Here is a 26,483-nt window from a genome sequence, read left to right on the forward strand (position 1 = left end):
TATCCTTATTTATTATTTCTTGTTTCCTTTATCGTAGAGCTCTTGAAGCTTAGGTTTCATTTCTTTAGCCCAGACTTCAGCCGTTTGTTTCCCTTCCCATACACGGCTTATCTCTTGGTTAAAAGTGTCGAGCCATTTCGTATCAACGGATCCTACAGCAATCGTCGGATGGCCATAATCCTGTATGATGTCCAGGAATACTTGACGATTCGCAGGTGCTTTATCATATTTTAAAAATTCGCCTTTTGCCATATCAATCAGATTCGGAACCGCTTGACCCAATTGGTAGTTTTCTTTCTGTGAGTTAGGATCCAAACTCAAATACGAAGCAAAGTTAAATGCATCTTCAGGATATTTGGTTTTGCCCGAAATGACGAATCCTAAAGAGCCTAACCATGTTGCTGTTTTCCCTGTTTTCGGACTTGCAGGCCATGCGGCAATATCCCATCCAAAAGGCAGCTTCCAGAAACCAGGCTGATCCCACGGCCCCATTGGGAACATACCAATTTTGCCTGCAACAAAGCGGGCATAACCACCTTGCGCTTTCTCATCTGTTGGCGAAGGACTAACTTTATATTTCAATTTTAAATCTGCTACGAATTGTAAGGCTTCTGTGAAAGCAGGTTCGTCAATTTTGATGGTTCCTGTATTGTAATCAATATAGTCCCCGCCATTCGCCCATACGGCTGATTCCAATGAATAACCAGCAACCCCGAATACATCTGTCTTCCCATTAGCGCCTTGTGTTGTGATTTTTTTGGCAGCATCAATCATATCATTCCAAGTCCATTCGCCAGCTTTTGCGCTTGGATATTTGACGCCCGCTTTATCAAACAGATCTTTGTTATAAGCGAATGCCCATGGACCTACATCTTTTGGCAATCCGTAGAGATTTCCTTTTCCAATAACTTTACCATCATAACGATAGCGGTCTAATCCCTGCTTCCAAACATTCTTTTCATCAAAAGTTGATGCTGTTTTGGTTAGATCATCCAATTTCAGCAAACTTCCACTGCCTGCAAGTTTTTGGAACTGGGCTTCACCTGCATAGAAAACATCCGGCGCTTTGCCCGAAGCAATCAAGGTATCCAATTTTTGATAATACTCAGCAGGAGGAACGACGGTATATTTCACTTTCTTTGTTGGATACTTCTGCATATAGGAGTCAGTTAGTTTTTGAAATACAGCCTTTTCTGAATCACCACCCCAACCCATAAAGGAAATCTCGGAATTCTCTGCTGGTTTGGCTGTTGCAGCTGCAGGTGTTGCCTGGGCAGAAGGTTGCGTGGTGGATTTGTCTGTCGATTCCGTTGTGCTTTTTGAACATCCCGTTACAACCATAGCAAAACTTAGCATTAGAGGCACTGAAAGCTTAGCCATCTTACTTTTCAATACGTTCATTTAAATTCCCCCAATTCAGAATTTGGTTTAATAAGGCATAAAAATCAATAAGCAAGAATTATGAATTGTGAAGCGGTTACGCAAACAGTTTTTCCTTCCTTTTGTTATTTTTAAATAAAACATTTTATTTAATTTATTACAAATAAAATGTTTATATTCATACAATACTTGTATTATAAATAATTGTCAACGCTTTCATTCAATTATTATGTTTGTTTCAACGTAATATAGTGATAAAGCCCAACTGTTACATATAATACGTAACAGTTGGGCTTTGCGCTAATGCCTATTCTATATTTTTATACATATTGAATTTTCATCACAATTGCTTGGGCATAATCGCCGAAGCCGCGACCAAATAAGTTGATTCCTCCATGGTGCAAAGCATCAGGTTTAACCCCAATTTTGAATCCAATGAAAGGATATTTCTCAAGATGAAGATCCGCAAGCGAGATAGAGGATGTTTTTTCATTATCGACAGAACTCCTCTTTTCATCCACTCTCCATGTTTTCAGAATACCGTATTGTGTACTACTGTCGTTCCACCAAGAGGGGTTTAGTTTGCCTCTATGGTCGCCGAAATCGCCTGGTGAAGTCCAGGTTCCTATCTCTATGCCATTGACCCATACTGTAATGTCTGAAGGCCACTCATTGTTATAGTTAGGCGCTTCCGAACAAATTTCCAACGAAAACTCGATGGATGTGATCGTTGCATGCTGTGGAATCACTTTAGGAAATCGATATTCGATCCATCCCTGCCGCAACCATATGATTTCAGCTGTTTTACTCTCAGGGTGATAAAAGCTAACCGGATCATCCTCCGGAATCACCATTCCGTTTAAATTAGCCATACCGCATGTCGGTAATACTTCGAAGTTTATAAAATGACCGATAGGCATCTCGATCTCATACAAATTGTTAGGATTTTTATACATAGCAATTGGGTTCAGAATCATGCGCACGTCATCAAAATTACGGCTGCAAACCTTCATTGCCCCTCGAGATGCGGGCTGTAATTCCGTTAAGATAAGCCCTGATTCCTCCAATACTTTGACATTAATCGCAGTAGTCGAAACTGGAATTTTAAGCATCTCGGCAATTTCAATGATATTCAAGTTATGATGTTGTAAGAGGAGTTTGATTATATTAATTCTGGTGTGAGAAGAAAGTGCATGAGCAACAGCGACTAATTGATTTGGTTCATTAATTGATAATTCCAACATACATAATCCCCCCATTAACAAACTAAATTCTCGAACTTGTACACGTTTATTACAATATTTTAACGAATAATATCATCTCTTGTCCACTTATTATATAACAAATTATTTTTTGAGTAATAAAACACTCTTTATGTATTAAACTCACCCCGCATGCATCAATGCTATTGAAGCTAAATTAAAAAGCCCTACGATTTCTCGTAAGGCCAGTTTTAAGGAGCGCAGATACACTATTGCGAAAACGCCACCATATTCATGCTTCGTTCCATTTACGCTCCCGGTTTATTAAGTAGACAACCGAATCAAGTCTTGTTTCCCCCATAGCTATGGATTGAACGGAAGGCAGCTCTTGACGAGCAAGATTGGTAAGAACTTGACCTGGAAGCATTTCGACAAACAAACGAACACCAAGCTCACTCAAAAGTGTTGTAGCTTGGTGCCATTGGACCGGATTCGCCACACCGCAAGCAAGATCATTGCGAATCGCATCCGCTGATCGTAATAATCGTGCGTTCGTATTCGCTACATACGGAAAACAGGGCTCTTTGAAAATCACTTTCTTCATTGCCAGCTCCAAATCATGTGAAACCTGATTGAGGAGTTTACAGTGGGACGGAACTGAGACTTGGAGAAGCTCAGCTTTTCGCGCTCCGTTCCTTCGGGCCTCCACAAACAGGTTTTGGATATGCTCCAGCTTACCAGCTATCGTGATTTGATGAGGGCCGTTGAGGTTAGCAATGAATACCTCTTGACCGCACTTGAAGGCTTTTTCAACCATGGAACGCAATTTCTGCTCTGCGATACCTACAATGACCCCCATTCCGTAACCGAAACGAAACGAATTCTCCATCCATTCGGCACGCAATTTCACTAGCTCACATGCATCTCTAAATGACAGGACTTCCGAAATCACTGCTGCTGCGAAGGTTCCAACCGAATGCCCTGCTACGAAGTCTGGCTTTGCACCTTCCTGTATGAGCGCACGACCACTGGCAACTCCTGAGTAGAGAAGTGCCAACTGTACGGAAACCGTAGAGGATAGTGCTTCAGAAGTATCTATTGAAAGCGCATCTTTGTCCATGAACGAAGTCGCTTCATCGAGGGTTGTCTCGTTCACAGGATGAGAAGGCAATTGATGCAGCATACCTGGAAATTGCGATCCTTGACCTGGAAACAAAAAAGCCACGCTCATCTTCTTTGACCTCCCTATACGTTGACCCAAGGATCCTTGACCAAACGAGGTCCTAAGTCCGCTCTCAAAAGCATGGAACCACTTCCTCTCGCATATTCCACTAATGAAACAGCTCCTAATGGCGTTTCAAGCTGAACATCGATTCGGACTGGAAATGACTTATGAAATTTGATTAATTCCTGGGCAACACTTTGCCCCAAACGTTGCGGAGTACGAATAACCACATCCAGATCACTTCCTGCGTGTGCTGTAGGAACCCCGCTGGCCAGTTCAAATCCGACACTGCCAGTTGGTCCCCACGATAAGCTATAAGCGGAATAAATCTCAATCAATTTATCAAGGAAATTAAAGGCTTCAATCTGTGAACGCCGCGGACTTCTTTTCCATAACCGCTGCTCAATCAAGTCCTCTGGCTCAACCTTCTCTATGATGGCATCCATCGGCAAAAAAGCGGGAAACCGCTGACTGCGTGAATTCCCGCGAATACCAACAGGTATCCTGCCATATTTGGCAATATCGCGGCGAACTACAACCCAGTTCGCATGATCTATGGAACCACCAACCCAATCCGGAATCGGGGTATCAACGATTAGGGAGCCTACCGATGGGATCCTCAGCAAATCATGTACCCTTATATCCATTGTTCCGCCAGCGTGAGACGAACTGCGATAGAAGCGGCTCGATTGATTTTCGCTTCTCCGGAAAAAAGGCGGCTGCTCAGGTCCGGTGAAGATTTACGCGAAGCCGAGATGGCATCCATCAGAAGATGCTGTTTGACTTTCTCGATATCTGATGGCGTTGGCTGATCGGCGTTTATGCCGCTTGTCAAACTATGCAATGCCCCCAAAGTCGCAAAAGATTCGATGTCGTATGCCGTAGCTGGGATCTTTTGTGCCGTTGCCTCTAGCTCTTCTATGCTCCGTCGAGTCACTCTTGCAGCCGACTTCTTGGACATGACCTGTACCGAGACTCCCGAATCATTCAGCGCAACTAATCGGTTGGCTTGCAGTCCATGGGCCAGAAATGCACCGGATATCGCATTCCCAACCATAAAAGCAATCACTGGGTGCCCTGCGAGTCGTGCACTCGCATAAGCATCCGCCGCTGCTGCACAAGCTAAATAAATCCCAAGCATTTCCTCGCGATACCCGTATGCTTGACTCGGAACGTCGACGATCGCCACAATCGTCCTGCGCTGCCCATCCTTATCTTCTTCCATGGCCTGACGAACATAGTGTGCAATTGTCCATCCTTCATCCAGACCGACTTCTCCGCTCCGGGCACGATGGAAACGGTTGTTCCTATTCGGAACAACAGCGATGTATCGCACCCGCTCGTCCCCAATGATCGCGTCTGCACACAGTACAGTAGGAGCTCCGTTTTGCAGCGGTTCCTGATAATCCGTCAAAGCTTGAAACCAAGTTCTTCCCCTGCTAACTGATGTTTCTGGATTCGGTTGCTGCCAAAGCGCCTTTAATGTTTGAATGTCACTATCATCGGTATGGAGAAAGGATTTAGCCCACAACGTCCGAAGCGATTCTGGTTGCATGGTTTGCTCGGTATCGATCAAAGCAAGTCGTGCAAGAAACGATTCTACTTGTGCACTTCGAAGATTGTCATGGATACCGCTCCGAAAGACGCTGCGAATCGACAGACAGATGTCCTCAACATCATCCTCAATAAGGAAATCCGCCAATCCTGTTTCATAGCGCTGCTCACCGCCGACGGTTTGCCAAATCAAAGGTCTGTCTCTCGAATCCCACTCTAAGATCCCGGCTTCTTGTTCGATCACTTCTGGGCCATTTAATTGAAGTCGACCTTGCCGAGTCATTATAATCGTACTGCAGAGGCCTGCCGTAATGGACATACCGCCGAAGCAACCGATCATTCCAGCGATCACACAGACAACTGGCTGGTAACGACGCAAAGCTACGATAGCCGCGTGCATTTCCGCGATTGCAAGGAGACCGTAGTTCCCTTCTTGTAGCCTAACTCCTCCTGTTTCTAGCAGTAATACGGCGCGAGTGGGTATTCCGTTCAAATTATCTTGAATCGCCAGTTCCAAGGCTCCTGCGATTTTGGCACCCGATACTTCGCCGATGCCTCCCCCCAGAAAAGCACCCTCAATGGAGACAACAACGGCGGAATGCCCCTCTATCGTCCCTCTTCCTACGATAACGCCATCATCGCTCTGCGGAACGATGCCTTGAGCCTCTAGATGTGGGGATTCCATCTTTTCGAATGGACCTAGAAGCTCCCTGAATGTTCCTTGATCGATAACGGATTGGGCTCGTTCTCTCGCATTCAGCTCGATAAAACTGTTTCTTTCCCTAATAGGAATTGTCATAACTCTAACACCTCAATGGCTTGGGCTAATCGCAAGGAAACAACTCCGGGAGTGGCTCCAAAATCGTTAATTTCAATACGAGCAGCCAGATGATGTATCAGAAAGAATCGGTCCATAATGGCTTTCCACGTATCCTCAAATCCATCAGACTGCGTGCGAATATGAACCTGAGCGGTCCGTTCTGTTAGAGGTTCAATTAATATTTCCAAATCACCTGAGCCGGCAACACCTACATGGGCACGTCGGGAAATAGACTTATTTGCATCATAGTGAAGTGTAAGCTTTTCCATTGTAAACTCCTCCCTCCGTTCCCATGTGATGTAACGATATGTTCGACAGACGATCCATAAACAGCGTTGCTGCTAGTAAATCCGCGCTTCCCCCAGGTGATACATGTCTCATTACGAGGTCTTGGTCCAATCGCTGCAACGCCTCCCAACCTGCGACGGAAGATGCCCCACCGAAATCAAGAACTTTTTGAGCGTCCTGCTGTACAACTAATAACGTTTCCATACCGCCGCGATGAATCAAACAAGTATCATCTAGGTTGGCCATGATGGCAAGCAATGCGTTTAACCGTGCATGTTTTTCAGATATTTTGCTCCTGCGAGAGTCTCGCAGCACGGGGAGTCCGACCTTCACTACGTGTGGAAAGCCATCCATTGCTTCTCCACGAGCACCTTTAACTCCATAGGTTTGCATAGCCTTTGTGCCGTTGGAAGTTGGTACTAATGCGTGGCGATCAGTAAATCGAGCTAACGTCCCCGCAGCTTCTGCGATTTGCTCCGGAGCATCTCCATTTCCGCAAATGGCAGCCCCCGCGATAAGTAAACCTAATGCCCAAATGGCGCCGCGGTGCGTATTAATGCCTCCAGTAGTATGCAGCATATTCTGTTCCCCGTCACGTCCAATGCATGCAAGGGTCTCCCGCAGCTCTTGATTAGGCTCTCCGCCATAAGCCGCATAACCCATTGCCTCAAAGCTATCGTACAAGGACCTAGCCGAAGCAATCATAAGTGCAACGTTCATATCCTTATGGCTGCCGGAGGACTGTAAATCCACCAATCCGGGCTTTGGAGTCAACTCCACTTCGTCAATTAATGCCGCAACTGCCAGGTCTCCCAAGCATTGCCCGCATTGTTCAGCACTCTTCCATATCATGGGATTCACCTACCAACTACGAAATTTACCGGGAGGTTTATAAAGTCCATCTGACCATTCCACAAGTTCTTCAACACTTTTGGCCGCAAGCAAGGAGCGCTTGGCGTCTATCCGGCGAATTCCCAAATCTTCCGGAAAAGCGATCAAACCATCTTTCCTTAATTGTTCGTTAAGGGAAAGGTTATGATTACGGCCTAGAGGTGTAACCCCAGCGATGGCAGCCAAAGCTAGCTTGCGTTCTTCCAGATTTTGAGCCTTGTATAAATAGGCGATCCCTTCCTCTGTAATCACGTGAGTCACGTCATCGCCATAAATCATAACCGGAGCTATCGGTAAATTGGCATCCTGCCCTACAGCGATCGCATCCAGGGACTCGACAAAAGTCGGCTGGTCTCCTTTTTGAAATGTTTCAACCATTTGGACAACCAGTTTTTTCCCGCGGACAATCGGCCCCTCATTAGAAATCATATCCAGCCAAGCTGGAGACGAATGTCTGCGCCCATGAGGATCGCTGCCCATATTCGGTGCTCCGCCGAATCCCGCTAGTCTGCCCGATGTAACCGTCGACGAGTTGCCTTCCTCATCCATCTGTAGCGTTGACCCGATAAACAGATCGACACCGTACATCCCAGCCATTTGACAATAAGCACGATTCGACCGAAGGCTTCCATCTTTTCCTGTGAAGAAGATATCCGGTCTTGCTGCAATGTACGCCTCCATTCCTACCTCTCCACCAAAACAGTGAATACTCTCCACCCATCCGCTCTCAATAGCTGGGATTAGTGTAGGATGTGGATTCAGCGCCCAATGCTTGCAAATTTTTCCGCGGAGGCCAAGGCTTGCACCATAAGTAGGCAGCAATAACTCGATAGCTGCGGTATTAAATCCGATCCCATGATTTAACGACATCACTTGATGCCGCTCATAAACGCCTCGTATGGCCATCATAGCCATAAGGATCTGCATCTCCGTAATTTGTCGCGGATCTCGCGTAAACAAAGCTTCAAGCTGATAAGGCTTATCCGCTACAACGATGACATCTACCCAAGACGCTGGAATGTCCACTCGGGGTAACACATCTACGATTTCATTCACCTGTACGATGACGATCCCATTGGAAAAAGCTGTCGCCTCAACAAGTGTCGGTGTCTCCTCCGTATTCGGTCCGGTATATAGATTACCGGCAAGATCCGCTTTATCTGCAGCAACCAAGGCGATGTTAGGAATTAAATCAATAAACATTCGCCCGTACAATTCGAGATAGGTATGTATGGCACCCACTTCAATCAAGCCGTCTTCAATCATTTGTGCAATTCGTAAGCTTTGAGGTCCTGCATAGGCAAAATCCAGCCTACGAGCAATCCCTTTTTCGAAAATGTCAAGGTGTTCAGGTCGAGAGATACTGCTGATAAGCATATGCAGGTTGTTGACTTTATGGGTATCCAGTTTAGAGAGTGCTCCAGAAAGGAAGGTGGCTTGCTTTTGATTGTTACCTTCTAAGGCTACCTTATCACCCGGAGAAATCAATGCTTCCATGGCATCCACGATATGATCCGCCGGAAGGATGGAACCTCGTAACCACGATTTCACCAAGCTCATTCGGCGATTTTTTTCATCTCGCCTCTTCGTCCATTTGCGCACTTCTTGTAATCGTTCCACCACATTCATAACCTCCATAGCGTATTACAGGACGAAAACCTGCGAAGGAACGTCTTTTATAGGCTGACTAGAAATAATCTGGCACTCATCATCAAAAATCATGGTTTTACGCTCCATAAGATCAAACTTAGGCCAATGCACATCATCCACTTCCGGATTAGCGAAGTTCATGAATGAAACCCATGCTTGGTGCATGCGATCAACTAACCTCTCGATCTCTTGCGGTCTCGTCGGGAGTTTCCAGATCAATGACATTTCCGCCCCATGGGCAGCACCCATCGGTCCCTTGCTGCAATCAAATCGGTACAGCCAAACAGGAACATCGTTCACTGCAAGAGCCTCTGCAAGTTGAACAACTGCGTATCCATATAGATAGTTAGTCAATGTTTCAATTGCAGCTTGTTCCCTCGTCGCTTGAGTGCTGGAATCTTCATATGCTTGTAGAACCTCCACACTATTTCTCCCAAATAAAGCTTGAATTTTGGGTTTCTCAAAAATGCTTAAACCTTCCAATTGAACCTGAACTAGAGCCTCTTCCCTATTGGAACCGATTAAAATAGGTACTAAATTCGCTTCACCCATTTGAATCGATTGTAACGGAGGTCGTACAATCGTTTTGCCGTCAATCACAGGTCCAAACTTATGAAGTCCAGTCATTCCTCCAGAGAAAATCGATTGTGCCTCTAACAGCTCGGAAACCGGCAGCTCCAAGAGAATTTCCCCTTGTTCTTTGGAGATATTCAAAGCTTTAAGAAATTGTCCGGTAATTTCAGATGCCGTATTAAAATCTCGTATCGATTGAACGCCTCCGCTCTGAATAATGGCCCTTTGGAATAATCCCTTTGCATCTGGAACGCAGAGTAGTGAGGAAACCAATTTCGCTCCAGCTGAGTGTCCCATCACAGTAACTCGAGTAGGATCTCCCCCAAAGCTCGAAATATGTTGTTGAACCCAGCGTAAGGCTGCGACGATGTCTAACAATCCGCAATTCCCAGAACCTCTGTATGCCTCACCCAATACATCACCTAATTCCAAAAAACCTAACGCACCCATTCTATAATTGATCGTTACACTAACGATTCCATTCTCAGCGAATACCGAGCTGTCATACAGTGATCCTGCTCCCATAACAAAGGCTCCGCCATGGATCCAAACGACAACAGGACGCTTTCGATCATCACAGGCAGGCGTCCATATGTTCAAATACAAGCAATCTTCTGACTGCTCTTCCATGATTGGGAATACAGGCTGTCTAACTTGTGGAGCTATTTTGCCAAACTTCGACGCATTCAAAATACCTTCCCATGGTTGTACCGGTTCAGGAGCCTTAAATCTTAGTTCCTTGACCGGCGGGCAAGCATATGGAATGCCTTTGAATATATGTAATCCATTCTCTTGAATACCTTCAAGTTGTCCATCGCTAATTGAAACTACCAATTGGATCCGTCCCTTCTTTAACAAAGACTTATGCTTCCTTCAATTTTATTACCGAATCATATATAGTGTAAAATATATAAATTTATATATCTTATATAACTAAATGCATATATACAGGAGGACTATGGAGTTATCTCAACTAAAATATTTTAGACACACAGCGCGAACAGAGAATATCACCAGATCAGCGGCTGAATTGCATATTTCACAACCTGCTCTAAGTAAAATGATCGTTACCTTGGAAAAAGACCTAGGTGTAAAGCTGTTTAACCGGGAAGGAAAACACATCAAGTTAAACCACCATGGGGCTGTTTTTTTGAAATACGTGGAAATTGCTCTGGGAGCTTTAGAGGATGGACGGAAAGAACTGGAGGATGTCAGCGGACGAATGAATGGGACACTCAACATAAGTTTTGATGTAGCCTCCCAATTGATGCCTGATTTGTTGAAAGCGTTTCGTGACCGCCATCCAGAGGTTAATTTTCATCTCTTGCAACATGCCAGAAATCCTACGCAAACGAAATTCGATTTTTGTATCACTTCATCACTAGTTGGACCATCCGGAACTGAAAAAAAAGCGCTGCTTAAGGAAGAAATTTTTCTCGCTGTACCTGAGACACATCCTCTTGCTTCCCAAAAAAGTGTCCATCTCTCCAGTTTTGCGGAAGATGGATTTATCACTTTGAAACAAGGAAGCAGTTTGCGTGAGACAACGGATGCCTTGTGTGCACTAGCCGGATTCAAGCCACGCATTATATTTGAAAGCGACGATCCTGCAACGGTGCGCGGATTGATTCGGGCAGGTCAAGGAATAGCGTTCGTTCCTGCCATCACTTGGAAAGGTGCTACTGACTCCTCCGTTGTTTTGCTTCATGTTAAACATCCTGAATGCACGCGTATAATCGAGCTGCACTGGATGAAGGATAGCTATCTTTCCATTGCAGCCCAAGCATTTCATCAATTCACGATAGATTATTTCTCAAGATTACCTCATTCTCCCTAAAAATTAGTTTACCTTTAATTATCCTCATCGAGTTCAGGAATAGAGGGTAGTATTCCATTAGGAGCAACTGATACTTTTAACAAGGTCCATTTAGGAAATAATTTATGGAAATTTGATCGGGTATCTACTTTCATATATACATGAAGCGGTCTATTTCCGAAGATGGTTGCTAAATAACTAATTTCTTTAGAACCTCCTTGGAAATCTGTAGTATTGTGTGTCTTCGTATTATTTGGCAATTGTGAAAGATATTCATTTGTTGGTTGATCTAATGAAATCGTTTGAATTTTAGCAGGATCATGTTCATGTATGATGTTTTCCAGTTGATTACTTAATGCGAGTTTGGAATCAAATTGACCAAAACGATATAAAACATAGAAAAATGCTATAACAATAACAAAGAGAACGATACTTAGGGTTTTTCTCAATTTTTTTCTCCTCTATTGTAGCTTAAGTGATACTTTAGTTTATTGTTTAGTTGCAGACTAACTCCTCGTCGCTAAAATTATACGTTGGCGGAATCCACAGCAAAACAGGGATCGTCAAATTTAAGTTACATTCCCAGTTTGCGTAATAAATATGAGTTTATTTCCTTTTGAGATAAGTAAAAATCAAGATCCAAAGAATGCATCCAAGTATAATTTGAACTCCACTTTCTTGAATATGAGTGCCATTCCCACTCATCAATATTCCCGTAAAAAAACCCAACATAAGACATACAATCAGCTCAAGCAATTTGGTTGTCATATTATGCGTTCCTCCTTTTCTTTTGGAAAAGACAGTGACTACATAAAAAATTACATCGATAATAATTCCACATGTCTATTACGGAAACCTGCCCTTTCGTTGAGAAAGGGCTACCTCGCGGCAGCCCCTTATTAATAGTAACGGTCCTTTTTCAAGCAATACGTCCTTGTTTGCCATCTAAACCATCCTTAGTCCGGTATTCAACTATAATATCTCTTCACTAACAAATACAGATCACGAATAAACTGTAACAATTTAACAAATAATACCTGCAAACTATTCCAGTGGAGAGGATCTATTAATGAATAACTTCCGTAACAAATATAGAAATCGTTATTATCTAGCCAATGTTACTTCGTTCGGAACAATTCAACTTCATCAACGAAATCCTCTGATAATTGCTCTATGGTCAGTTGCGTTCCCTGGATTCGGTCACCTCTTAGTACACAAATTCATCACTGGCTTTGCATTGTTTTTTTGGGAATTTTATATCAACCAATTAACCCAACTTAATACAGCCATGATGCACTCGTTTAATGGAAATTTTGCCCAAGCAAAGGCCGTATTAAACGAAAAGTACATATACCTCTATATTCCCGTTTATTTGTTTGCTATTTGGGATAGCTACCGAACTACTGTTGATGGAAATAAGCTCCACCTGCTGGCGAAAAGAGAAAATGCCGGATACCCAAGCTTCACGGTGAGCCCTTTCGAGATGAACTATTTGGACAAGAAAAAGCCATGGCTTGCATTGGTTTGGTCGATGACAATCCCAAGTCTCGGACAACTGTATATACATCGGATCTTAGGAGCTGCTTTAACGCTTTTAATGACCATGTTTATTGTTATTCATTCCAATATGATTGAAGGCTTTCATTATTTTCTTCTAGGAAACTTTCCTAAATCAAGAGAAATTATGGGTGCTCAGTGGTTCCTTTACTTCCCGTCGATTTATTTCTTTGGTTTGTATGACTCCTACTCAAATGCCGTAGAGCTAACCAAACTGTTTGATTGTGAACAAGCCGATTTTTTGAAAAGAGAATATCAATCGCCAAACTTTGTTTTACAGAAAGGAGAAAAAATCTAATGGGCATACAATTCTTCTCTACATTTCAGCATTCAAACTATGTAGAGCTTGCTATAAGTAAACTTAAAGAAAATGAGGTCGTCAATATCTACGCTGTTCCACTTGATAATCGTTCAATCGATATGAAACTGATTGATACAATGCACGGTGCAGACGGAACCTCGTTAGTTGATATTGGACTTATTCTTGCCATGATGGGCGGGACGATTGGGGTATCTAGAGGATTTGTTCTCTACTGGGGTCCCGTTTTCTGGGGGCTCATTGGAGCAGCTAGCGGTTTTATGATTGGTTTTTTATACGATTTGACAAAGAATTTAATTAAACGAAAAAAGATCAGAACTGCGAAGACTAAAATAGGTGAAGTTATATTAATTGTCCAGTGTACAAATGAGCAATCTCAGTTTGTGGAGCAGACTCTGTGGGGGAACTTGGCACTAGGAGTTGCCAAAACACGTATGCAAACACTTCAACTCGAGACAGATTCATGATTCAACTGCGGTTTAAGAAGTAAAATGAATACTTCTACCCGTTACTTTAATGGAATCAAAAAAGAGCTCCTTCAATGCAGCTCCTGCGCTATAGTTTCTCGTTAGCTAATTTTTGTGAATAATTGCAAAAAAGGTATTCATCCTTCGATAACTCCACCTATCTTTTTCTTCTGGTCTATTCCCCTAATCTCATATATACTTCGTTCACCACGAACGATTGTAGGACTTTCTGAAGTATCTCTTGCAACATCACCATTTTTTAGGAATGTGTTAACGCTTCTCGTAATGATGGGATTGCTTCAAGAATAGATTTACCACTCGAATCTCCCCGTTCTCTCAGCATTATGGTAGTAATAACCAAAATCTTGCAGATCAGTCGGAGACTTAAATTACCCTCCCTTAAAGTTTAAGTAGCAAAAAGAGACCCCCAGCAACGGGCTGAGGGTCTAAGTTTATATTTTAAAGGGGGGTTGAGTTTTATTATAATCCCAAATGATTAATGTAAGATGAATATAAGATTTCAATCATGTAACAATTTACTCAACTCTCGTTTCTAGTTAGCTCAACAAGTTAATCCTGTTTAACAGGTCTCATTGGTGCAAAACAAACTAGTACTCTTTTAGTACCTATTCCATCCATGAATTTTGATATTTATACTGTATCGCTCCTCCGCCAGTAATTCCAAGAATTTTACCTCTTCCAAATTTATCATGTTGGATTTCATCTTCGACCCCAATAGTTCCAATAAATTTTAGTTGCTCATCGGGAATTTTGATATCAGACTCATAGATATTTACTACTGGTTCCATGCGCAAATGCTCGGGCGGCCACGAATATGAATTATTGGTATTATTATAATATTCGCCTTCATCGCCTTGAACTCGAGCTCCAATTCTATTTGCAATAGTTATCATTAGACCGACTGCCAGGAGTTCAGTCTTTGTTCAGTACACTAAAGAACTCTATTTCAATTAAATAACTTTATTTCTCTAACAGATCATTTGCATTCCCTCGCCCCATGCGTTATTATCTTTATATCGACAAATTTGCAGGTCTATACAAGGAGGTTTACGCGTCCATGTGCCCCCGTACCAAAGAACAAAATGAGCTCATCCGCATGCAGCGCAGTGAACAGATCCTTGACGCTACCGCTCGCACCTACTTCCGCACTGGCGGCAGCTTTGATATTCGCGACGTCGCTCGCGAGGCCAAGATCGGTTACGGCACGGTATACCATTATTACCCCAACCGACATTTATTGATAGAAGATGTGCTGGCCAGCGGCTTCGAGCGATGCGAGCAAGCTCTGGCAGAATGGACTAACATCCAGGGAGGCGGCCAGGATGAGACGCAGAAGTTGACATATTGCAAGGCGCTACTCCGGCTGTGGCAGTCGGACGCCCGCGCATATCTCGTCTACAAAATGGCGGCGGAACATTATGCAGGCTTGCCTGAGAGGGATCGGCACTCCACCAAGAGACAATTCATGGAACGGCTGTACGTTCCGCTCCAAGCAATTGCCCAGCGCGAAGACGACAGCGTCGACCTGATGCTTTCCGTGCTGGTTGGCTGCTGCGGACTGCACTACTATGCAGGCGCTTCCGAGCTGGATGTCGATCGAATCGCCAAGCTCGCGATGCAAGCTATTTCGAAGGAGTCCTGAGACGAACATGGTGATCTTAAAAAGCAAGCATGAAATCGAGGCTATTCGCAAGGCATGCCAAGTGGTGGCTGAATGCCATCGCACGATTGCCCCGCTAATTAAACCGGGAATCACGACGAACGATATTGAGCGCATCTTCGAGGAAATTATCTTGAAGCACGGCGCCAAGCCCTACACGAAGGGCTACAAGGGTTATCAATATGCCACCTGTGCCTCCGTCAACGACGTGATTGCGCATGGCTTTCCTAGCGATAAGCCACTTGAGGAGGGTGATATGGTGACGATCGATACGGTCGCGGAGCTCGACGGCTGGCTCGGCGATTCAGCCTGGAGCTATGCGGTCGGAAAGATTTCGACAACAGCCGAGAAGCTGATGCGCGTCACGAAGGAATGCCTTGACCTCGGTATCGCGCAGGCGCAGCCCGGCAATCGGCTCGGCGACGTGACAAGCGCGATCCAAAGACATGCCGAATCGAACGGATTCGGCGTCGTGCGTGACCTTCTCGCACATGGCATCGGCCGGGACCTGCACGAGGCGCCGAACTATATGCATGTCGGCAAGCCCGGCAAAGGCTACCGCATCAAGGAAGGCATGGTGTTCACGATAGAGCCAATGATCACCGAAGGCACCTACTACATGTCAATCGATCCGGACGGTTGGACCGCGCGGACGCTGGACCGCAAGCTCGCCGCCCAATACGAGCATACGATCGCCATAACGGCTGAAGGTCCACAAATCCTGACCGCGCAATAAAATAATTAGAAGTCGACCACGAGATGGTCGACTTCTTTTTTTCGTATTCGGGATAGCATCTTTCTTCATCCGATACATGCGTTTATCCGCTCTCCTATAGAGCTCAAAGGCATTATTCGGAAAATGACTGGATCCAATATTACGGTGATCGATAACTCGTTCTCGTCTTCAAGCAGAAGCAAGTTCGCAGACGGAGTAGCCTCAATGATCGTGATGAGGCTACTCTGTCCGTATTTAGACGCTCAACATCTGGACCTGTTTCCCAAAAATATACCAATAAAATTTCTTCATCATTATATTCTAAATGTATAGGACTTTTGAACGGAGGATTATTTGTACCCTGTGACTTCAAAATCCACTTTTTCATATTTAGAGAAATCCCCGACTTCACCAGCCGAAACATACTTAATTTCGCCCGTGCTTATGGTCATCTTTTGGGCAGAGCTACTAGGTTTTGACGTGCCTGATGCAATCCCAATCACCTTATTGTTCTCGTCATAAAAATGCAATTTAAACTCAATTTCATGTTCGGTAATCGAATCCTTGTCGTGATCTAAAGCTAATAATCCTCGAATGCCCGTATATCCGCCATCTAAGTATAAGTCGAGCAAACCAAAGTGAATATTGGCATATTTATCATCTTTAAGTATGGGAACATTTGAAGGGAAATGATTAATTGTAATGTCCTTGTATGTACCTTGATCTGTGTAATCAACAAAAGCCCCTAGCTTTTCAGCTATAAATCGGACAGGAACGTAAGCGTGCCCTTGATAATTAAGTACCGCATACTCCTTGTCGTCTAAAGGGACATTTTGACCATTGATATTGAAAAATGCTGAAAACAAGTATGTTTGAACTGATTCTGAAGCAAACACCGCAGTAGAGAGAGATAAAAACGTTCCTACAACTAATCCAAGAATAAATTTCTTCAAAAATTTCAACTCCTTAATGATCATGGTATAGAATACTCGTTATGCCCTGCGGGGTTCTCTCTTACAAGTGATTCATTCTAAGTTTTACAGAGTTATACTTTGTAAAATCACCTTTACCGACAGCTCCACTGAGAACAAAACCTATACTGCCCTCCGCTGAATAGGCTTCCGTCATAATATTACTCATCACGCTTAAGCTCAATCCAGACTGGCCCTAACCAGGAATCTATTCGGCACCAGTCTCGCCAGACTTCATTCACCGTCACCTTTTGGGGGCTCAAATTAGATCCCGTTTCCATACCATCTGGAGAACGAAAAAGCTTCGTCGTACTATTTAGCTGGACTTCCTGCCGGACCTCTTTTACCTCGAATATAGCCGTGTAACGCGGTGAGATCCATCTTTCTCCGTTCAATGTCTCAATCAAGTAGCGGTTATCCCACTTTGCTTTCACTTTTACAGTTTGCGGCGCCAATTGCATCCCTGTAGGCTTGATAAGACCCGGATCATTATAGAGAGACTCCACACCGAAAATTTCTAATCTCGTATCAACTGACTTTTGATTCCCCAGAAGCGCGTTATTTGGCATAATCCATGCATTTCCAAGCCAGGTAGAAATCAAGTAAATCGGAACCAAATATCCTTCTCCATGCCCAACTCTCCGTTGACTGGTGTCCAATATTGTAACCGTTTGAGGAGCTATGATTCCGATTGTCTGCCCGTTTTCACCTAATAAAGTAGTGTCTTCAAATAAGGTGACTGTCATCCCCGGAGATGAATCTTCGACCTCTATAGTTGTTGTTGCGAATACTTCCCTTACCGCCATACACGCGAATAATGCAATAACGACTGCAAATATCGTTCTTTTTTTCATGTCCAAGCTCCTTGTTTTTGATTTTGACCAAAAGAAAATCGCCCCTAAAAAGCCGGTAAATTATAACACCCAACACAAATCTTTATTATGTAAATAATTTATTCATGAACCATCTTCCCGTAATTACTACTAATTATTTAGACGCTCAATATTCAAGGAAGTTCCCATGATTTTACAGAATTTTAATTCTAAGTTGAATCCGCACTACTGCCCGTTATTTGAGAAAAGGCAACCAATCCACCCGGACTGGCTGCCTCTTCAAGTTGTTATTAAGCTAGAGTTCCCGTATTCGTTCTGTCATCAGAAATGTTTTATTGCAAAGGTTCGCATTTGAAACGGTCCAAGAGAAACCTCTAATCCATTAACTCGGTTATAAGGAACTGGCTCAGCTTTGGACTGCAGTATAGCGTTTTGTTCCTGTACTGCAATCCTATCATTCGCAAGAACCGGCAGATGGATTAAGCCAATTGCGCCATGGCCAGAACCATCATACAGACGAAGTATCCAAGCATTTTGTTCGCAGCAATTAAGGAAGGATATTTTCTTGTTTGATTCAAACTTAAAAATCGAACTCCTATAAAAAGGAGGATTTGTGTTACTAGACTACAATGTAGGACATTAAACGCAGCAAAAGCTACCGAATCCTATCTATCGGTAGCCTCATTCTGATGCCATTAAACTAACGTTAGAAGTTCGTTATCGTGTCGCCTCAACCCCAAACCGTATTGCGGCTTCAAGTATATCAATGTTTATATCTTTTAGCGTTTTGAACTTAATGCAATATCCACTCACACTCGCCTTACCGATTTTTTTCCCATATGTATGGGTTAAGTATTTCTTATCTTTAATACCTAGGATATAGACAGAGATTCCGGTTTTGTTTGCACTGATACCAATTTGATAAAACTCTCTGGAGCTTCCATCAGCATATTTTATGGTGTGAAATCCATATCCTATATTAGGATTTGAAACAGTTATATTTTCATTGTTTTTACCATCCAAGAACCATAATTTACATACTGGCATTACTTGTAGAATGATGCGGTGCAACTCTTGCATATCACTACGTTTTGGTTCAGCTTGGCTGGTAATATACTTTTCGATTTGTTCTTGTACGTTCATTTTAAATGCCCCCCTTTTATATTATTTGTTAATACAACATATTTGTTACTTCATTCCATTATCCTGCCATATTACGCAAAAAATGGCCGCCGCGGCAGCCTTGAAAATATTGATTTATGAAGCTATAGTTATCCGATAGTCTAATAAAACATGTCATCATTGTATCTTTGCAAAAATGTATGTGTCCCTCAATTCGCTTCCATCAACCGATAAATCTTCGTTCTTGATAATACCCTCAAGTTCAAAGTGTAATCGTTCAGGTATTAACTTACTTCTAGTATTTTTAGTATCGCAACGTATTTCCAATCTTCGGGCATTCAACTGACTAAAAGCAAAATTACAAATACCTTCAACTGCTTCAGTCATATACCCATTGCAACTAAAAAGTGTATTTATCCAATATCCAATTTCAAATTTCCGTACATCCCAATCTATGTTATGTAAGCTTGACGTAGCAACAAATTGCCCCGTTTCTTTTAAAAAGACAAGGAATCTTAGATTTTCACGACTTATAAATCTTACATGTGCCTCTCTAACTGCAAGTTCAATATCATATTCGGTTTGTTCGTTTTGAGCAAACTTTAACCAAGGTTTCAACTCATTTATCGAAGCATTAACGGCTTCAAAAACAACCTTACCATCCCCATGTTTTGGCATTCTAATTACTAATCGTTCAGTATGAAACTCATCTGGAAAATCAATCATAATTGGTTTCATGACATCCCCCTTTGGTTTATTTCTAGCAAACAAAACAACCATAAACTAATGCTACCAAATAATAACCTGATACGCATTACCAAATCTGCCCATAACTAAAAAAGCCCGCGGTTTACACGGACTTCATTCGGACAATGTTCTTGTCGACCGACAATTAGTTTGCAGGATCGATTTAATCGAGCGTAATGATTTAAAGCAACTTAATCAGCTCTTCTAGCTCATCAACCAATACTTTTGCAAGTTCAAAATTAGTATCTTTTAAAGCCAATTCTATTTTCATTTCAAGCGATTTTTTATTTTGTTCCGTTTCTAAATAGTCTCTATCAAAATGACTAGCATAAATCATCTGTCTAAATTTTCGCATACTCATTTTTCTAATCGTCTTATCGTCAATGATTAAAACATAATCCATACCATTTACAACAGAGTAGAAATCATGAGAAATCATAAGAATCGCACCTTTATAGTCTTCAATAGCTTTTTCCAGTGCTATTTGTGTATAGGTGTCCAAATGGCTTGTCGGTTCATCAAGAAGCAATACGTTTGCCTTACTGGCAGAAACTTTAGCCAATTGCAGCATATTTTTTTCTCCACCAGATAAAGAGGCTATCTTCTGATTAACGATTTCTCCTTCAAAGCCATAGTTGGAAATATATGATCTAACCTCATCATAAGTTTTAAACCCAGCATCGATGAATTCTTCTAGTATTGTATTAGAATCCTTTAGTACTTCTCCTTGATTCTGAGATAGATAAGCCACTTTAACATCAGCATTTATTTCAATTGAAGCCTGATTATTTTTAAAGATATCTCGAAGTAAAGTCGTTTTCCCGGTACCGTTTGGACCAATAATGGCTACTTTATCCGTAGATTTTATCTCAAAGTTAACATTGTCTAAAAGCAACTCATCAAACGTAACTCGATAATTATTGACATTTACAACAATGGTGTCTTCAATCTCATTTTCAATACCAAAACTAATATTCGGTTGCTTAATATCAACAAATGGCGCTTTAATTCTACGCGCTTCCAATCTTTCTTGAAACCTAACTCTAGCTTTTAATGCTCTCCCTCTAGATGCTTCTGAATTATACGTTGCGATAGCTCTAAGATTATCAATAATGTTATCGTATCTCTCAATTTCTTCTTGTTCAGCGACTGCGATTTCTTGCAACTCAATTTTTGTCTGAAGTAATGAGAAATTATACGCAATATACCGCCCATCAAACTCTTGGATCTCCATGTTTTCAAGGTGAATAATTTTGTTGAAACAATGATTCAATAGATATCGGTTGTGCGTAACGACTAGCAGCATTCCTTTGTGAGAGTTAATCAGATTTTTAAGCGCATTTAGGTTTTCAAAGTCTAAAAATACATCTGGTTCGTCCATAATCAGTAAATCTGGTCTACTAAGCATTTCCTTCATCACTTGAATAAGTTTGAATTCCCCACCACTCAGGTCGGATACCCTAAGATCTTTTAGCTTCATGAGGTTTGCGAGATTTAGTTTCTTATTAATGTTGCTTTCAAAATCAGCCCCACCGATTGAATCAAATGTGTCTAAAGCTAATTGATACTTTTCTAATAACGCATCCATATCCGATGATGTTTCCATTTCCGTACAAATAGATGTTATTTCATCTTGTATCTTAATAAATTCTTCCCCAATATATTCAAAAACTGTTGTTTCTTTCGTTTTGTCGAATTGTGGGAATTGACTTACATGCCTAATTTTGCAAGTCGGATCTATTTCTAACATGCCCTCGAACAAATATCTTTCTGGATCCATCAGTATATCGATCAGTGTACTTTTCCCACTGCCGCTTGTTCCTATAAAAGCGCAATGTTGTGCCTCTTCAAGCGTAAATGAAATGTTTTTATATAGTTCTTTTTGCGGAAATGAGAAGGACAAGTTTTCAACTTTTATCATAATATTACCTTTCTTTATAACTAAATTAGTGACTATTAGTAGATGTATTGAAAAGCACAGATTTCGAGTTTACCGTTGTTAGAATAACACTTGTTACAAACAACTTCAATCAATTCACATTAACATTGTTTGTTAAATCGAAAAATACAACTTAGAACAATATGATCACGCCTGTTGAATAGCCAGATACTAGATTTAGAAGGTTATACAAATAGACGTTTTTTTTTGAGTTTGACTAGCCGGGTTGGTAGTATTGGAATTGGTGGGACTATGTCCTATTTTCTTATAAAAAAGAATAATCTAGCTAATAAGCCTTCCGTCGAAACGAAAGGCTTATTTTGGTGTTTTTCTAATATCGAGAATTTCTCGATTACCTCCATGTCCAATTAACGCTCGTAGCCGGGATCTTCGTAATCGGTATTTTGCAGCTTATTAAGTATGTTCATATCATGAATATGAGCCTTCGTCCTGTCAGTTCCCAACTTGTAGATTAATTGATAGAGTTTGAGCAGATCATCGTTAAATTGATCCGTTGCTTTATCGTGATCGGCGGATTTATACGGAATTGGAGCTCTGAATTGGGTCACTTCATCGTCCCGCTGTAGTTGCTCAAGCATATGACGTAGCTTTTCGAGCTCTTCCTCTGTCCCGCGGACCTCAAGCTGTTCATTCATTGAAGCTTCCCTATCAAGACTTTTGTTGGATACAGAGACGTATAGTGTATGTATAGTAGACATTCCAAACACTCCTTTTCCTATAGACTACTTCCTATTAAAGCTAATATGGCTTGTTTGAAACAGCGTTCCTCCGTGGTCTTTACACTAACAATACCAAGATCCGATCCTTGGATGGATTTTCATCCTCCACTCTTTATTCACTCCACCCATATAGAAATGCATTTACTGGAAAAAATCTTACTTAACCACAAATTACTTACACTTAACTACGTGATCCTCCTCATAAGCTTAATAACAAAAAGCGACCCACAGCAACGGGCTGTGGGTCGCTTTTTATATTTTTTAGGGGGTCGACTTTTATTATATTCTTTACGTCTTAGAGCTTAACGGATAAGGTTAATTTGTCGGCAAACGGAGATTTTTTTGTGATTCGATCCAAAAATCGAATTTACTATAAATAGATGAATTGATGTCGCAGATTTGCGCGTCCATTAATGAGATAAAGTTATAGTCACCCGACTGTTGTTGTTGTTTTATTTGTTTTAATAATCACTTCAATTTCTGGTTTTGGATAATTTTCCTGTTCGAAATTCTCCGGATCCTTTATTGTCCACGAAACATAAGTTAGATATTCGTCATTTGGCGCACGAACTTCCTCAAAGTCCGTTACAAGCTCTTCCCCAGAAGCAATAATTCTATATATGAGAGAAAGATTTGCTATATTTGCAGCTACTTTTCTGTCAATAATATTTACAGTACTTATATTGCCTGGCAGAAGTTCAACACCTATAGCAACGTTACCAGTTTTAAGATTCCTGCCAGGCTCGGCATCATTAGTGTTAGCTCCTTGTGCCAATCCGATCTTGCAAACGTAAATTGTTGATTGATTGTTTAGCACAAACTCAAGAGTACACTGTGATTCCATATATGCCTTATACTCCTTTTCAAAATCTTCTCTTGTTATTTCCTCTGTGTTTAATAGCTCTAATTCGGTCATTATCTTTAATCGCTCCTTACCTATTTTTGTTAAATTTTATATGCGTGTTCTGTGTCACTTAATTTAAGCCTATGGCTGACCACATCAGTCGGATCAAACACATTTTCCTTAATCTGACGATATAATTCGGGCAGTGGCCATCCTGAATAATGCTCCTAAACCTCGACCTCGCAGCTTAAGCAACGGCAAGCCTACGGGTCCAATTATGAAATCCTTTGGGATGCTAGGAATTTCTCCGTTACAAAGATGAAGGTCCGAGCCACATATCGTCGTTGTGGTGATGCGGACAAGGATATCATCCGACTTCTGTATCGCTTTGTCAGGAACTACTTTAACTTTCACTTTTTTCAAGGTTAGCATATACCAATAATGGAAAAACAATGTATAAACAAACTAATGGCTTTTTCAATATCTTCCTGATCTAGATAGTACACCTGTTATTTAAAAGGAATAATAAAAAATGGCCTTTAGTTGCAAGACCATTTTTAAAATCATTACTATTTGTTGGAAATAACTTTATCAAGGAACTTATCTGCGTCACTATTAAATTTCCAAACAACACCAAATTTATCAGCCAACATTCCGAAGCACGAAGATCAAGGCATTTCTGCTAATGGCATGATAACATAACCACCGACAGACAAATTAGAAAAGTATTTCTCCAGTGTCTGTTTATCATCAATAACGAGACTAATCATTATGGCCAGGAAACCCACGGTGAAGAGGCAATTGCAAATATGCCATAGCCGATGCCTTGCGTACAAGCTGCCAGCACCATCATTCGTTTGCGGCCCCGCCGATCAGCTGCGTATCCGTCTAGCAAATTGCCTGCGACGGATAGCGCTTGGGACAGGACGAGCAGCACGCCTGCCCAGCCTTTCCCGAATGAGTCAGCAAAAAAGATAGCCAAAAAAGGAAAAAACGTCCAAAAGACGACGTTAAAAGCAAACTCCACGCCTAAGCGAAGTTTTAAATTGCGGTCCCAATCCCGAATTCTCATAGCGTTGTCTGACCTCCGGTGGTGCCACTATGCCACTGTATAGAGTGTCCCGTAAAAGTATTCGTATGTCTATCCCGACGATGATATTACTTCAAATTAATTTTATTCGAGCTACTCCAACCAAAGCCTCTTAACTTCTATTAATTCGTGATCTTTAAATTCTAATTTATAAATGTCCGGCATCGAAGTTGATTCCCAAAATTCAAAGTCAAATTGGTTATTAAAATAATTCAAAATCAAGGTCATTATATCCCCATGTGTCCCGATTACAATTTTCTTTTCTCTATATTCATTTAATATTTTTACTATTGTTTTTATTGCTCTTCCTTGAGCACTGATGGTCGATTCACCATCAGGAAATGAGTAATAAATGTCTTTATAAACTTTCAGTTTTGCTTCCCTAAAATTCATTTCTCCAATCTTACCTATTTCTCTTTCTTTAAGATCTTCAAAAGTTACAATCTTTCTAGTACCAGCTGCGTGTTTAATCGTTTGAATGGCTCTTTCATACGGACTAGAAATAAAAATATCGATTCCTTCATATTTTAGTACTGATTTGATCTTTAGTGCATCTAATTTGCCTTTATCAGATAGTCCTCTTGTTCTCTCCATATCTTCAATGTATGGAGATTCGGCATGTCTGACAAAGTAAATAACCGTTTTCATTTTTTTCACTTCTTTCTTTATCTGCTCTGCAATGGTTTCAGCTATAACATGTGACCTCATCATCGAGTAACTTTCAATTGATATTAAATTGGTTTCCATGAGTGTATTACTTTATTGTTATCCCTTAATTGAATCGTCCTAATCTCCAATTATTGGTCTCCTTTCGCAGATGAAAGAATACTGCTTCCTTGAGAATGTTCATCTGCTGTAAATTCTTTGAGTCCATTCTCCTTTGTATTTATATACATACGTCCACAAGTGAAACACTGGTAAACTGTTTTTTGTAATTCACCAATAAGATATCTAATACTCATTACGGCTCGCTCTTTATCTTTTGCTGTTGGTCCTGATTTTTCTATTGCGTTATCTACTGCGTCTAAGAAGTCGAAAAAATCTTGATCTGAAATGAGGTATCCTTTATTTGAATGAAAATCCGTTTGATCTACGATGATATCTCCACATCTACATCTAATCTTCATGTATTTCACCCCGAACAAGTATATTTAGGGCATTGCATATAACGCCAGATTTATGAATTTCGCAAATTCCCCAGATTAGAGGTATTCGTGCAACGATTCAACTATCCTCCCGTTAGCGGAGTAAAGGGCTGCCACACGGCAGCCCTTTAGATGTTGAACTAACGTTCCTCGTGAGTTCAATGTGTGTCAAAGTACGGTTTATTACATTATCCTATCAATTGAGTAAAATATGTCAATCGTTCGATATCCATATCTTCTCTACCGTATGCATCTAAAAATAAATCTCTATAAATATTTGTCTTAAAATTGTGATTAAGAGTCCAAATTCCCCAACAGATATCATAATGTCTGTCTCCCACACCACCATATCCAAGATCAATAAATCCTTTAAATGAAAAGTTATCCATGATGATGTTAGGCAAACAATAGTCCCCGTGGATGATGACATTATTTTTAGCAGTAAAAGTAATTAATTTTTTAAGATCATAGCTTATCTCGGATTGTTCATCCAGTAATTCTGAAGTCCTATTATCATAAGGACAATTGACTGTTGAGATTGAATGTAACATCCTCAAATTTTCTCCCAAAACAGTAGCTAATTTATTTGGGTACTTAAGATGAACTCCTGATACTCCATCTTCTCCTGTTATTGCTTCGGTTAAAAAATAATCATTATCCTGATCGGATTCAAATGCCATAACTTTAGGGGCAACGTTATGACTATGTAAGAACGAGGTCATTCTAAATTCTCGTTCTAAACTGCCTTTTTTACTAATCTTAAGAAAAGAGTTATCTAATCCTTTCACAAATAACGTTTTTGCATTTTCTGAACAACTGCTATCATATATATTGGAATTTTTAATGTATTGTTTTATGGCATTCGGTACCGTTTCTATATCAAAAGATATTTCTCGCCTTTCCATTTGCTCGTC

27 protein-coding genes and 2 pseudogenes are annotated in these 26,483 nt (G+C 41.4%); 5 read left to right on the forward strand and 24 right to left on the reverse strand.

Annotation, left to right across the window (positions count from 1 at the left end):
* Window positions 1–12: 12 nt before the first annotated feature.
* From ACSQ8O_RS25740 to ACSQ8O_RS25780, 9 genes are all read right to left on the reverse strand, one after another.
* The gene (locus tag ACSQ8O_RS25740) at window positions 13–1,401 is read right to left on the reverse strand and encodes an ABC transporter substrate-binding protein (RefSeq protein ID WP_436243972.1); all 1,389 of its coding nucleotides are present in this window, start codon (window positions 1,399–1,401) and stop codon (window positions 13–15) included.
* Between the two features lie 299 nt (window positions 1,402–1,700).
* On the reverse strand, window positions 1,701–2,624 hold the full coding sequence (locus tag ACSQ8O_RS25745) for an ArsR/SmtB family transcription factor (protein WP_171636112.1): 924 nt from the start codon (window positions 2,622–2,624) through the stop codon (window positions 1,701–1,703).
* 250 nt (window positions 2,625–2,874) lie between these two features.
* The gene (locus ACSQ8O_RS25750; protein ID WP_436243973.1) at window positions 2,875–3,813 is read right to left on the reverse strand and encodes a malonate decarboxylase subunit epsilon; all 939 of its coding nucleotides are present in this window, start codon (window positions 3,811–3,813) and stop codon (window positions 2,875–2,877) included.
* A gap of 14 nt (window positions 3,814–3,827) precedes the next feature.
* Window positions 3,828–4,433, reverse strand: a complete 606-nt coding sequence (locus tag ACSQ8O_RS25755) for a malonate decarboxylase holo-ACP synthase (RefSeq protein WP_436243974.1) — start codon at window positions 4,431–4,433, stop codon at window positions 3,828–3,830.
* An 11-nt stretch (window positions 4,434–4,444) separates the two neighbouring features.
* The gene (locus tag ACSQ8O_RS25760; protein WP_436243975.1) at window positions 4,445–6,160 is read right to left on the reverse strand and encodes a biotin-independent malonate decarboxylase subunit beta; all 1,716 of its coding nucleotides are present in this window, start codon (window positions 6,158–6,160) and stop codon (window positions 4,445–4,447) included.
* Entirely contained in the window at window positions 6,157–6,450 is a 294-nt protein-coding gene (locus ACSQ8O_RS25765; RefSeq protein WP_436243976.1) for a malonate decarboxylase subunit delta, read from the reverse strand. The genes ACSQ8O_RS25760 and ACSQ8O_RS25765 overlap by 4 nt, the downstream gene beginning before the upstream one ends.
* Window positions 6,425–7,321, reverse strand: a complete 897-nt coding sequence (locus ACSQ8O_RS25770) for a triphosphoribosyl-dephospho-CoA synthase (RefSeq protein ID WP_436243977.1) — start codon at window positions 7,319–7,321, stop codon at window positions 6,425–6,427. The genes ACSQ8O_RS25765 and ACSQ8O_RS25770 overlap by 26 nt, the downstream gene beginning before the upstream one ends.
* A gap of 9 nt (window positions 7,322–7,330) precedes the next feature.
* Window positions 7,331–8,983 (reverse strand): malonate decarboxylase subunit alpha, encoded by a 1,653-nt coding sequence (mdcA, locus tag ACSQ8O_RS25775; protein ID WP_436243978.1) that lies wholly within the window; start codon window positions 8,981–8,983, stop codon window positions 7,331–7,333.
* Between the two features lie 21 nt (window positions 8,984–9,004).
* Window positions 9,005–10,441: a carboxylesterase/lipase family protein gene (locus ACSQ8O_RS25780; protein WP_436243979.1), complete on the reverse strand. Its 1,437-nt coding sequence runs from the start codon at window positions 10,439–10,441 to the stop codon at window positions 9,005–9,007.
* Window positions 10,442–10,541: 100 nt separating this feature from the next.
* Here ACSQ8O_RS25780 and ACSQ8O_RS25785 point away from each other — a divergent pair, with 100 nt between their 5' ends.
* On the forward strand, window positions 10,542–11,420 hold the full coding sequence (locus ACSQ8O_RS25785; RefSeq protein WP_436243980.1) for a LysR family transcriptional regulator: 879 nt from the start codon (window positions 10,542–10,544) through the stop codon (window positions 11,418–11,420).
* Window positions 11,421–11,434: 14 nt separating this feature from the next.
* Here the strand turns inward: ACSQ8O_RS25785 and ACSQ8O_RS25790 are convergent, their stop codons facing one another.
* Complete coding sequence (locus tag ACSQ8O_RS25790; RefSeq protein WP_436243981.1) at window positions 11,435–11,848, reverse strand: hypothetical protein; 414 nt, start codon at window positions 11,846–11,848, stop codon at window positions 11,435–11,437.
* Between the two features lie 620 nt (window positions 11,849–12,468).
* Here ACSQ8O_RS25790 and ACSQ8O_RS25795 point away from each other — a divergent pair.
* Together ACSQ8O_RS25795 and ACSQ8O_RS25800 are read left to right on the forward strand one after the other, a co-directional pair.
* Window positions 12,469–13,254, forward strand: coding sequence for a hypothetical protein (locus ACSQ8O_RS25795; protein WP_436243982.1), 786 nt, complete (start codon window positions 12,469–12,471; stop codon window positions 13,252–13,254).
* Window positions 13,254–13,742, forward strand: coding sequence for a hypothetical protein (locus ACSQ8O_RS25800; RefSeq protein WP_436243983.1), 489 nt, complete (start codon window positions 13,254–13,256; stop codon window positions 13,740–13,742). The genes ACSQ8O_RS25795 and ACSQ8O_RS25800 overlap by 1 nt, the downstream gene beginning before the upstream one ends.
* 626 nt (window positions 13,743–14,368) lie before the next feature.
* Here the strand turns inward: ACSQ8O_RS25800 and ACSQ8O_RS25805 are convergent.
* Window positions 14,369–14,656, reverse strand: coding sequence for a hypothetical protein (locus ACSQ8O_RS25805; RefSeq protein ID WP_436243984.1), 288 nt, complete (start codon window positions 14,654–14,656; stop codon window positions 14,369–14,371).
* Between the two features lie 164 nt (window positions 14,657–14,820).
* On the opposite strand from ACSQ8O_RS25805, the gene ACSQ8O_RS25810 reads away from it, so the two are divergent.
* Both ACSQ8O_RS25810 and map read left to right on the forward strand, forming a co-directional pair.
* Complete coding sequence (locus ACSQ8O_RS25810; protein ID WP_436243985.1) at window positions 14,821–15,405, forward strand: TetR/AcrR family transcriptional regulator; 585 nt, start codon at window positions 14,821–14,823, stop codon at window positions 15,403–15,405.
* Between the two features lie 7 nt (window positions 15,406–15,412).
* Window positions 15,413–16,159, forward strand: a complete 747-nt coding sequence (gene map / locus ACSQ8O_RS25815) for a type I methionyl aminopeptidase (RefSeq protein WP_436243986.1) — start codon at window positions 15,413–15,415, stop codon at window positions 16,157–16,159.
* Between the two features lie 329 nt (window positions 16,160–16,488).
* On the opposite strand, the gene ACSQ8O_RS25820 is transcribed toward map, so the two are convergent.
* The 13 genes and pseudogenes from ACSQ8O_RS25820 to ACSQ8O_RS25880 form a co-directional block, all read right to left on the reverse strand.
* Window positions 16,489–17,091 carry a stalk domain-containing protein gene (locus tag ACSQ8O_RS25820; protein WP_436243987.1) on the reverse strand — a complete coding sequence of 201 codons (603 nt, stop codon included), beginning with the start codon at window positions 17,089–17,091 and terminating at the stop codon, window positions 16,489–16,491.
* 179 nt (window positions 17,092–17,270) lie between these two features.
* Window positions 17,271–17,963, reverse strand: coding sequence for a hypothetical protein (locus ACSQ8O_RS25825; RefSeq protein WP_436243988.1), 693 nt, complete (start codon window positions 17,961–17,963; stop codon window positions 17,271–17,273).
* 300 nt (window positions 17,964–18,263) lie between these two features.
* A complete protein-coding gene (locus tag ACSQ8O_RS25830) occupies window positions 18,264–18,467 on the reverse strand; it encodes a hypothetical protein (RefSeq protein WP_436244945.1) in 204 nt (67 codons plus the stop codon).
* A gap of 192 nt (window positions 18,468–18,659) precedes the next feature.
* A complete protein-coding gene (locus ACSQ8O_RS25835; RefSeq protein ID WP_436243989.1) occupies window positions 18,660–19,085 on the reverse strand; it encodes a DUF1801 domain-containing protein in 426 nt (141 codons plus the stop codon).
* A 156-nt stretch (window positions 19,086–19,241) separates the two neighbouring features.
* Window positions 19,242–19,802: a GNAT family N-acetyltransferase gene (locus tag ACSQ8O_RS25840; RefSeq protein ID WP_436243990.1), complete on the reverse strand. Its 561-nt coding sequence runs from the start codon at window positions 19,800–19,802 to the stop codon at window positions 19,242–19,244.
* 190 nt (window positions 19,803–19,992) lie between these two features.
* The gene (locus tag ACSQ8O_RS25845; protein ID WP_436243991.1) at window positions 19,993–21,732 is read right to left on the reverse strand and encodes an ABC-F family ATP-binding cassette domain-containing protein; all 1,740 of its coding nucleotides are present in this window, start codon (window positions 21,730–21,732) and stop codon (window positions 19,993–19,995) included.
* Between the two features lie 386 nt (window positions 21,733–22,118).
* Window positions 22,119–22,469 (reverse strand): hypothetical protein, encoded by a 351-nt coding sequence (locus ACSQ8O_RS25850; protein ID WP_436243992.1) that lies wholly within the window; start codon window positions 22,467–22,469, stop codon window positions 22,119–22,121.
* A gap of 451 nt (window positions 22,470–22,920) precedes the next feature.
* Window positions 22,921–23,406 carry a hypothetical protein gene (locus ACSQ8O_RS25855; protein WP_436243993.1) on the reverse strand — a complete coding sequence of 162 codons (486 nt, stop codon included), beginning with the start codon at window positions 23,404–23,406 and terminating at the stop codon, window positions 22,921–22,923.
* Window positions 23,407–23,903: 497 nt separating this feature from the next.
* Window positions 23,904–24,107 (reverse strand): annotated as a pseudogene (locus tag ACSQ8O_RS25860) (VOC family protein); the annotation flags it as partial.
* Window positions 24,107–24,406, reverse strand: a pseudogene (locus ACSQ8O_RS25865) (MDR family MFS transporter); the annotation flags it as partial. The pseudogenes ACSQ8O_RS25860 and ACSQ8O_RS25865, both read right to left, overlap by 1 nt.
* A gap of 111 nt (window positions 24,407–24,517) precedes the next feature.
* Window positions 24,518–25,171 carry a histidine phosphatase family protein gene (locus ACSQ8O_RS25870; RefSeq protein ID WP_436243994.1) on the reverse strand — a complete coding sequence of 218 codons (654 nt, stop codon included), beginning with the start codon at window positions 25,169–25,171 and terminating at the stop codon, window positions 24,518–24,520.
* Between the two features lie 50 nt (window positions 25,172–25,221).
* Window positions 25,222–25,551, reverse strand: coding sequence for a hypothetical protein (locus ACSQ8O_RS25875; protein ID WP_436243995.1), 330 nt, complete (start codon window positions 25,549–25,551; stop codon window positions 25,222–25,224).
* Window positions 25,552–25,757: 206 nt separating this feature from the next.
* Window positions 25,758–26,474 (reverse strand): aminoglycoside 3'-phosphotransferase, encoded by a 717-nt coding sequence (locus ACSQ8O_RS25880; protein WP_436243996.1) that lies wholly within the window; start codon window positions 26,472–26,474, stop codon window positions 25,758–25,760.
* Window positions 26,475–26,483 lie beyond the last annotated feature (9 nt).

The organism is Paenibacillus sp. LjRoot56 (genome assembly GCF_964253335.1).
Lineage (GTDB): Bacteria > Bacillota > Bacilli > Paenibacillales > NBRC-103111 > Paenibacillus_E > Paenibacillus_E allorhizoplanae.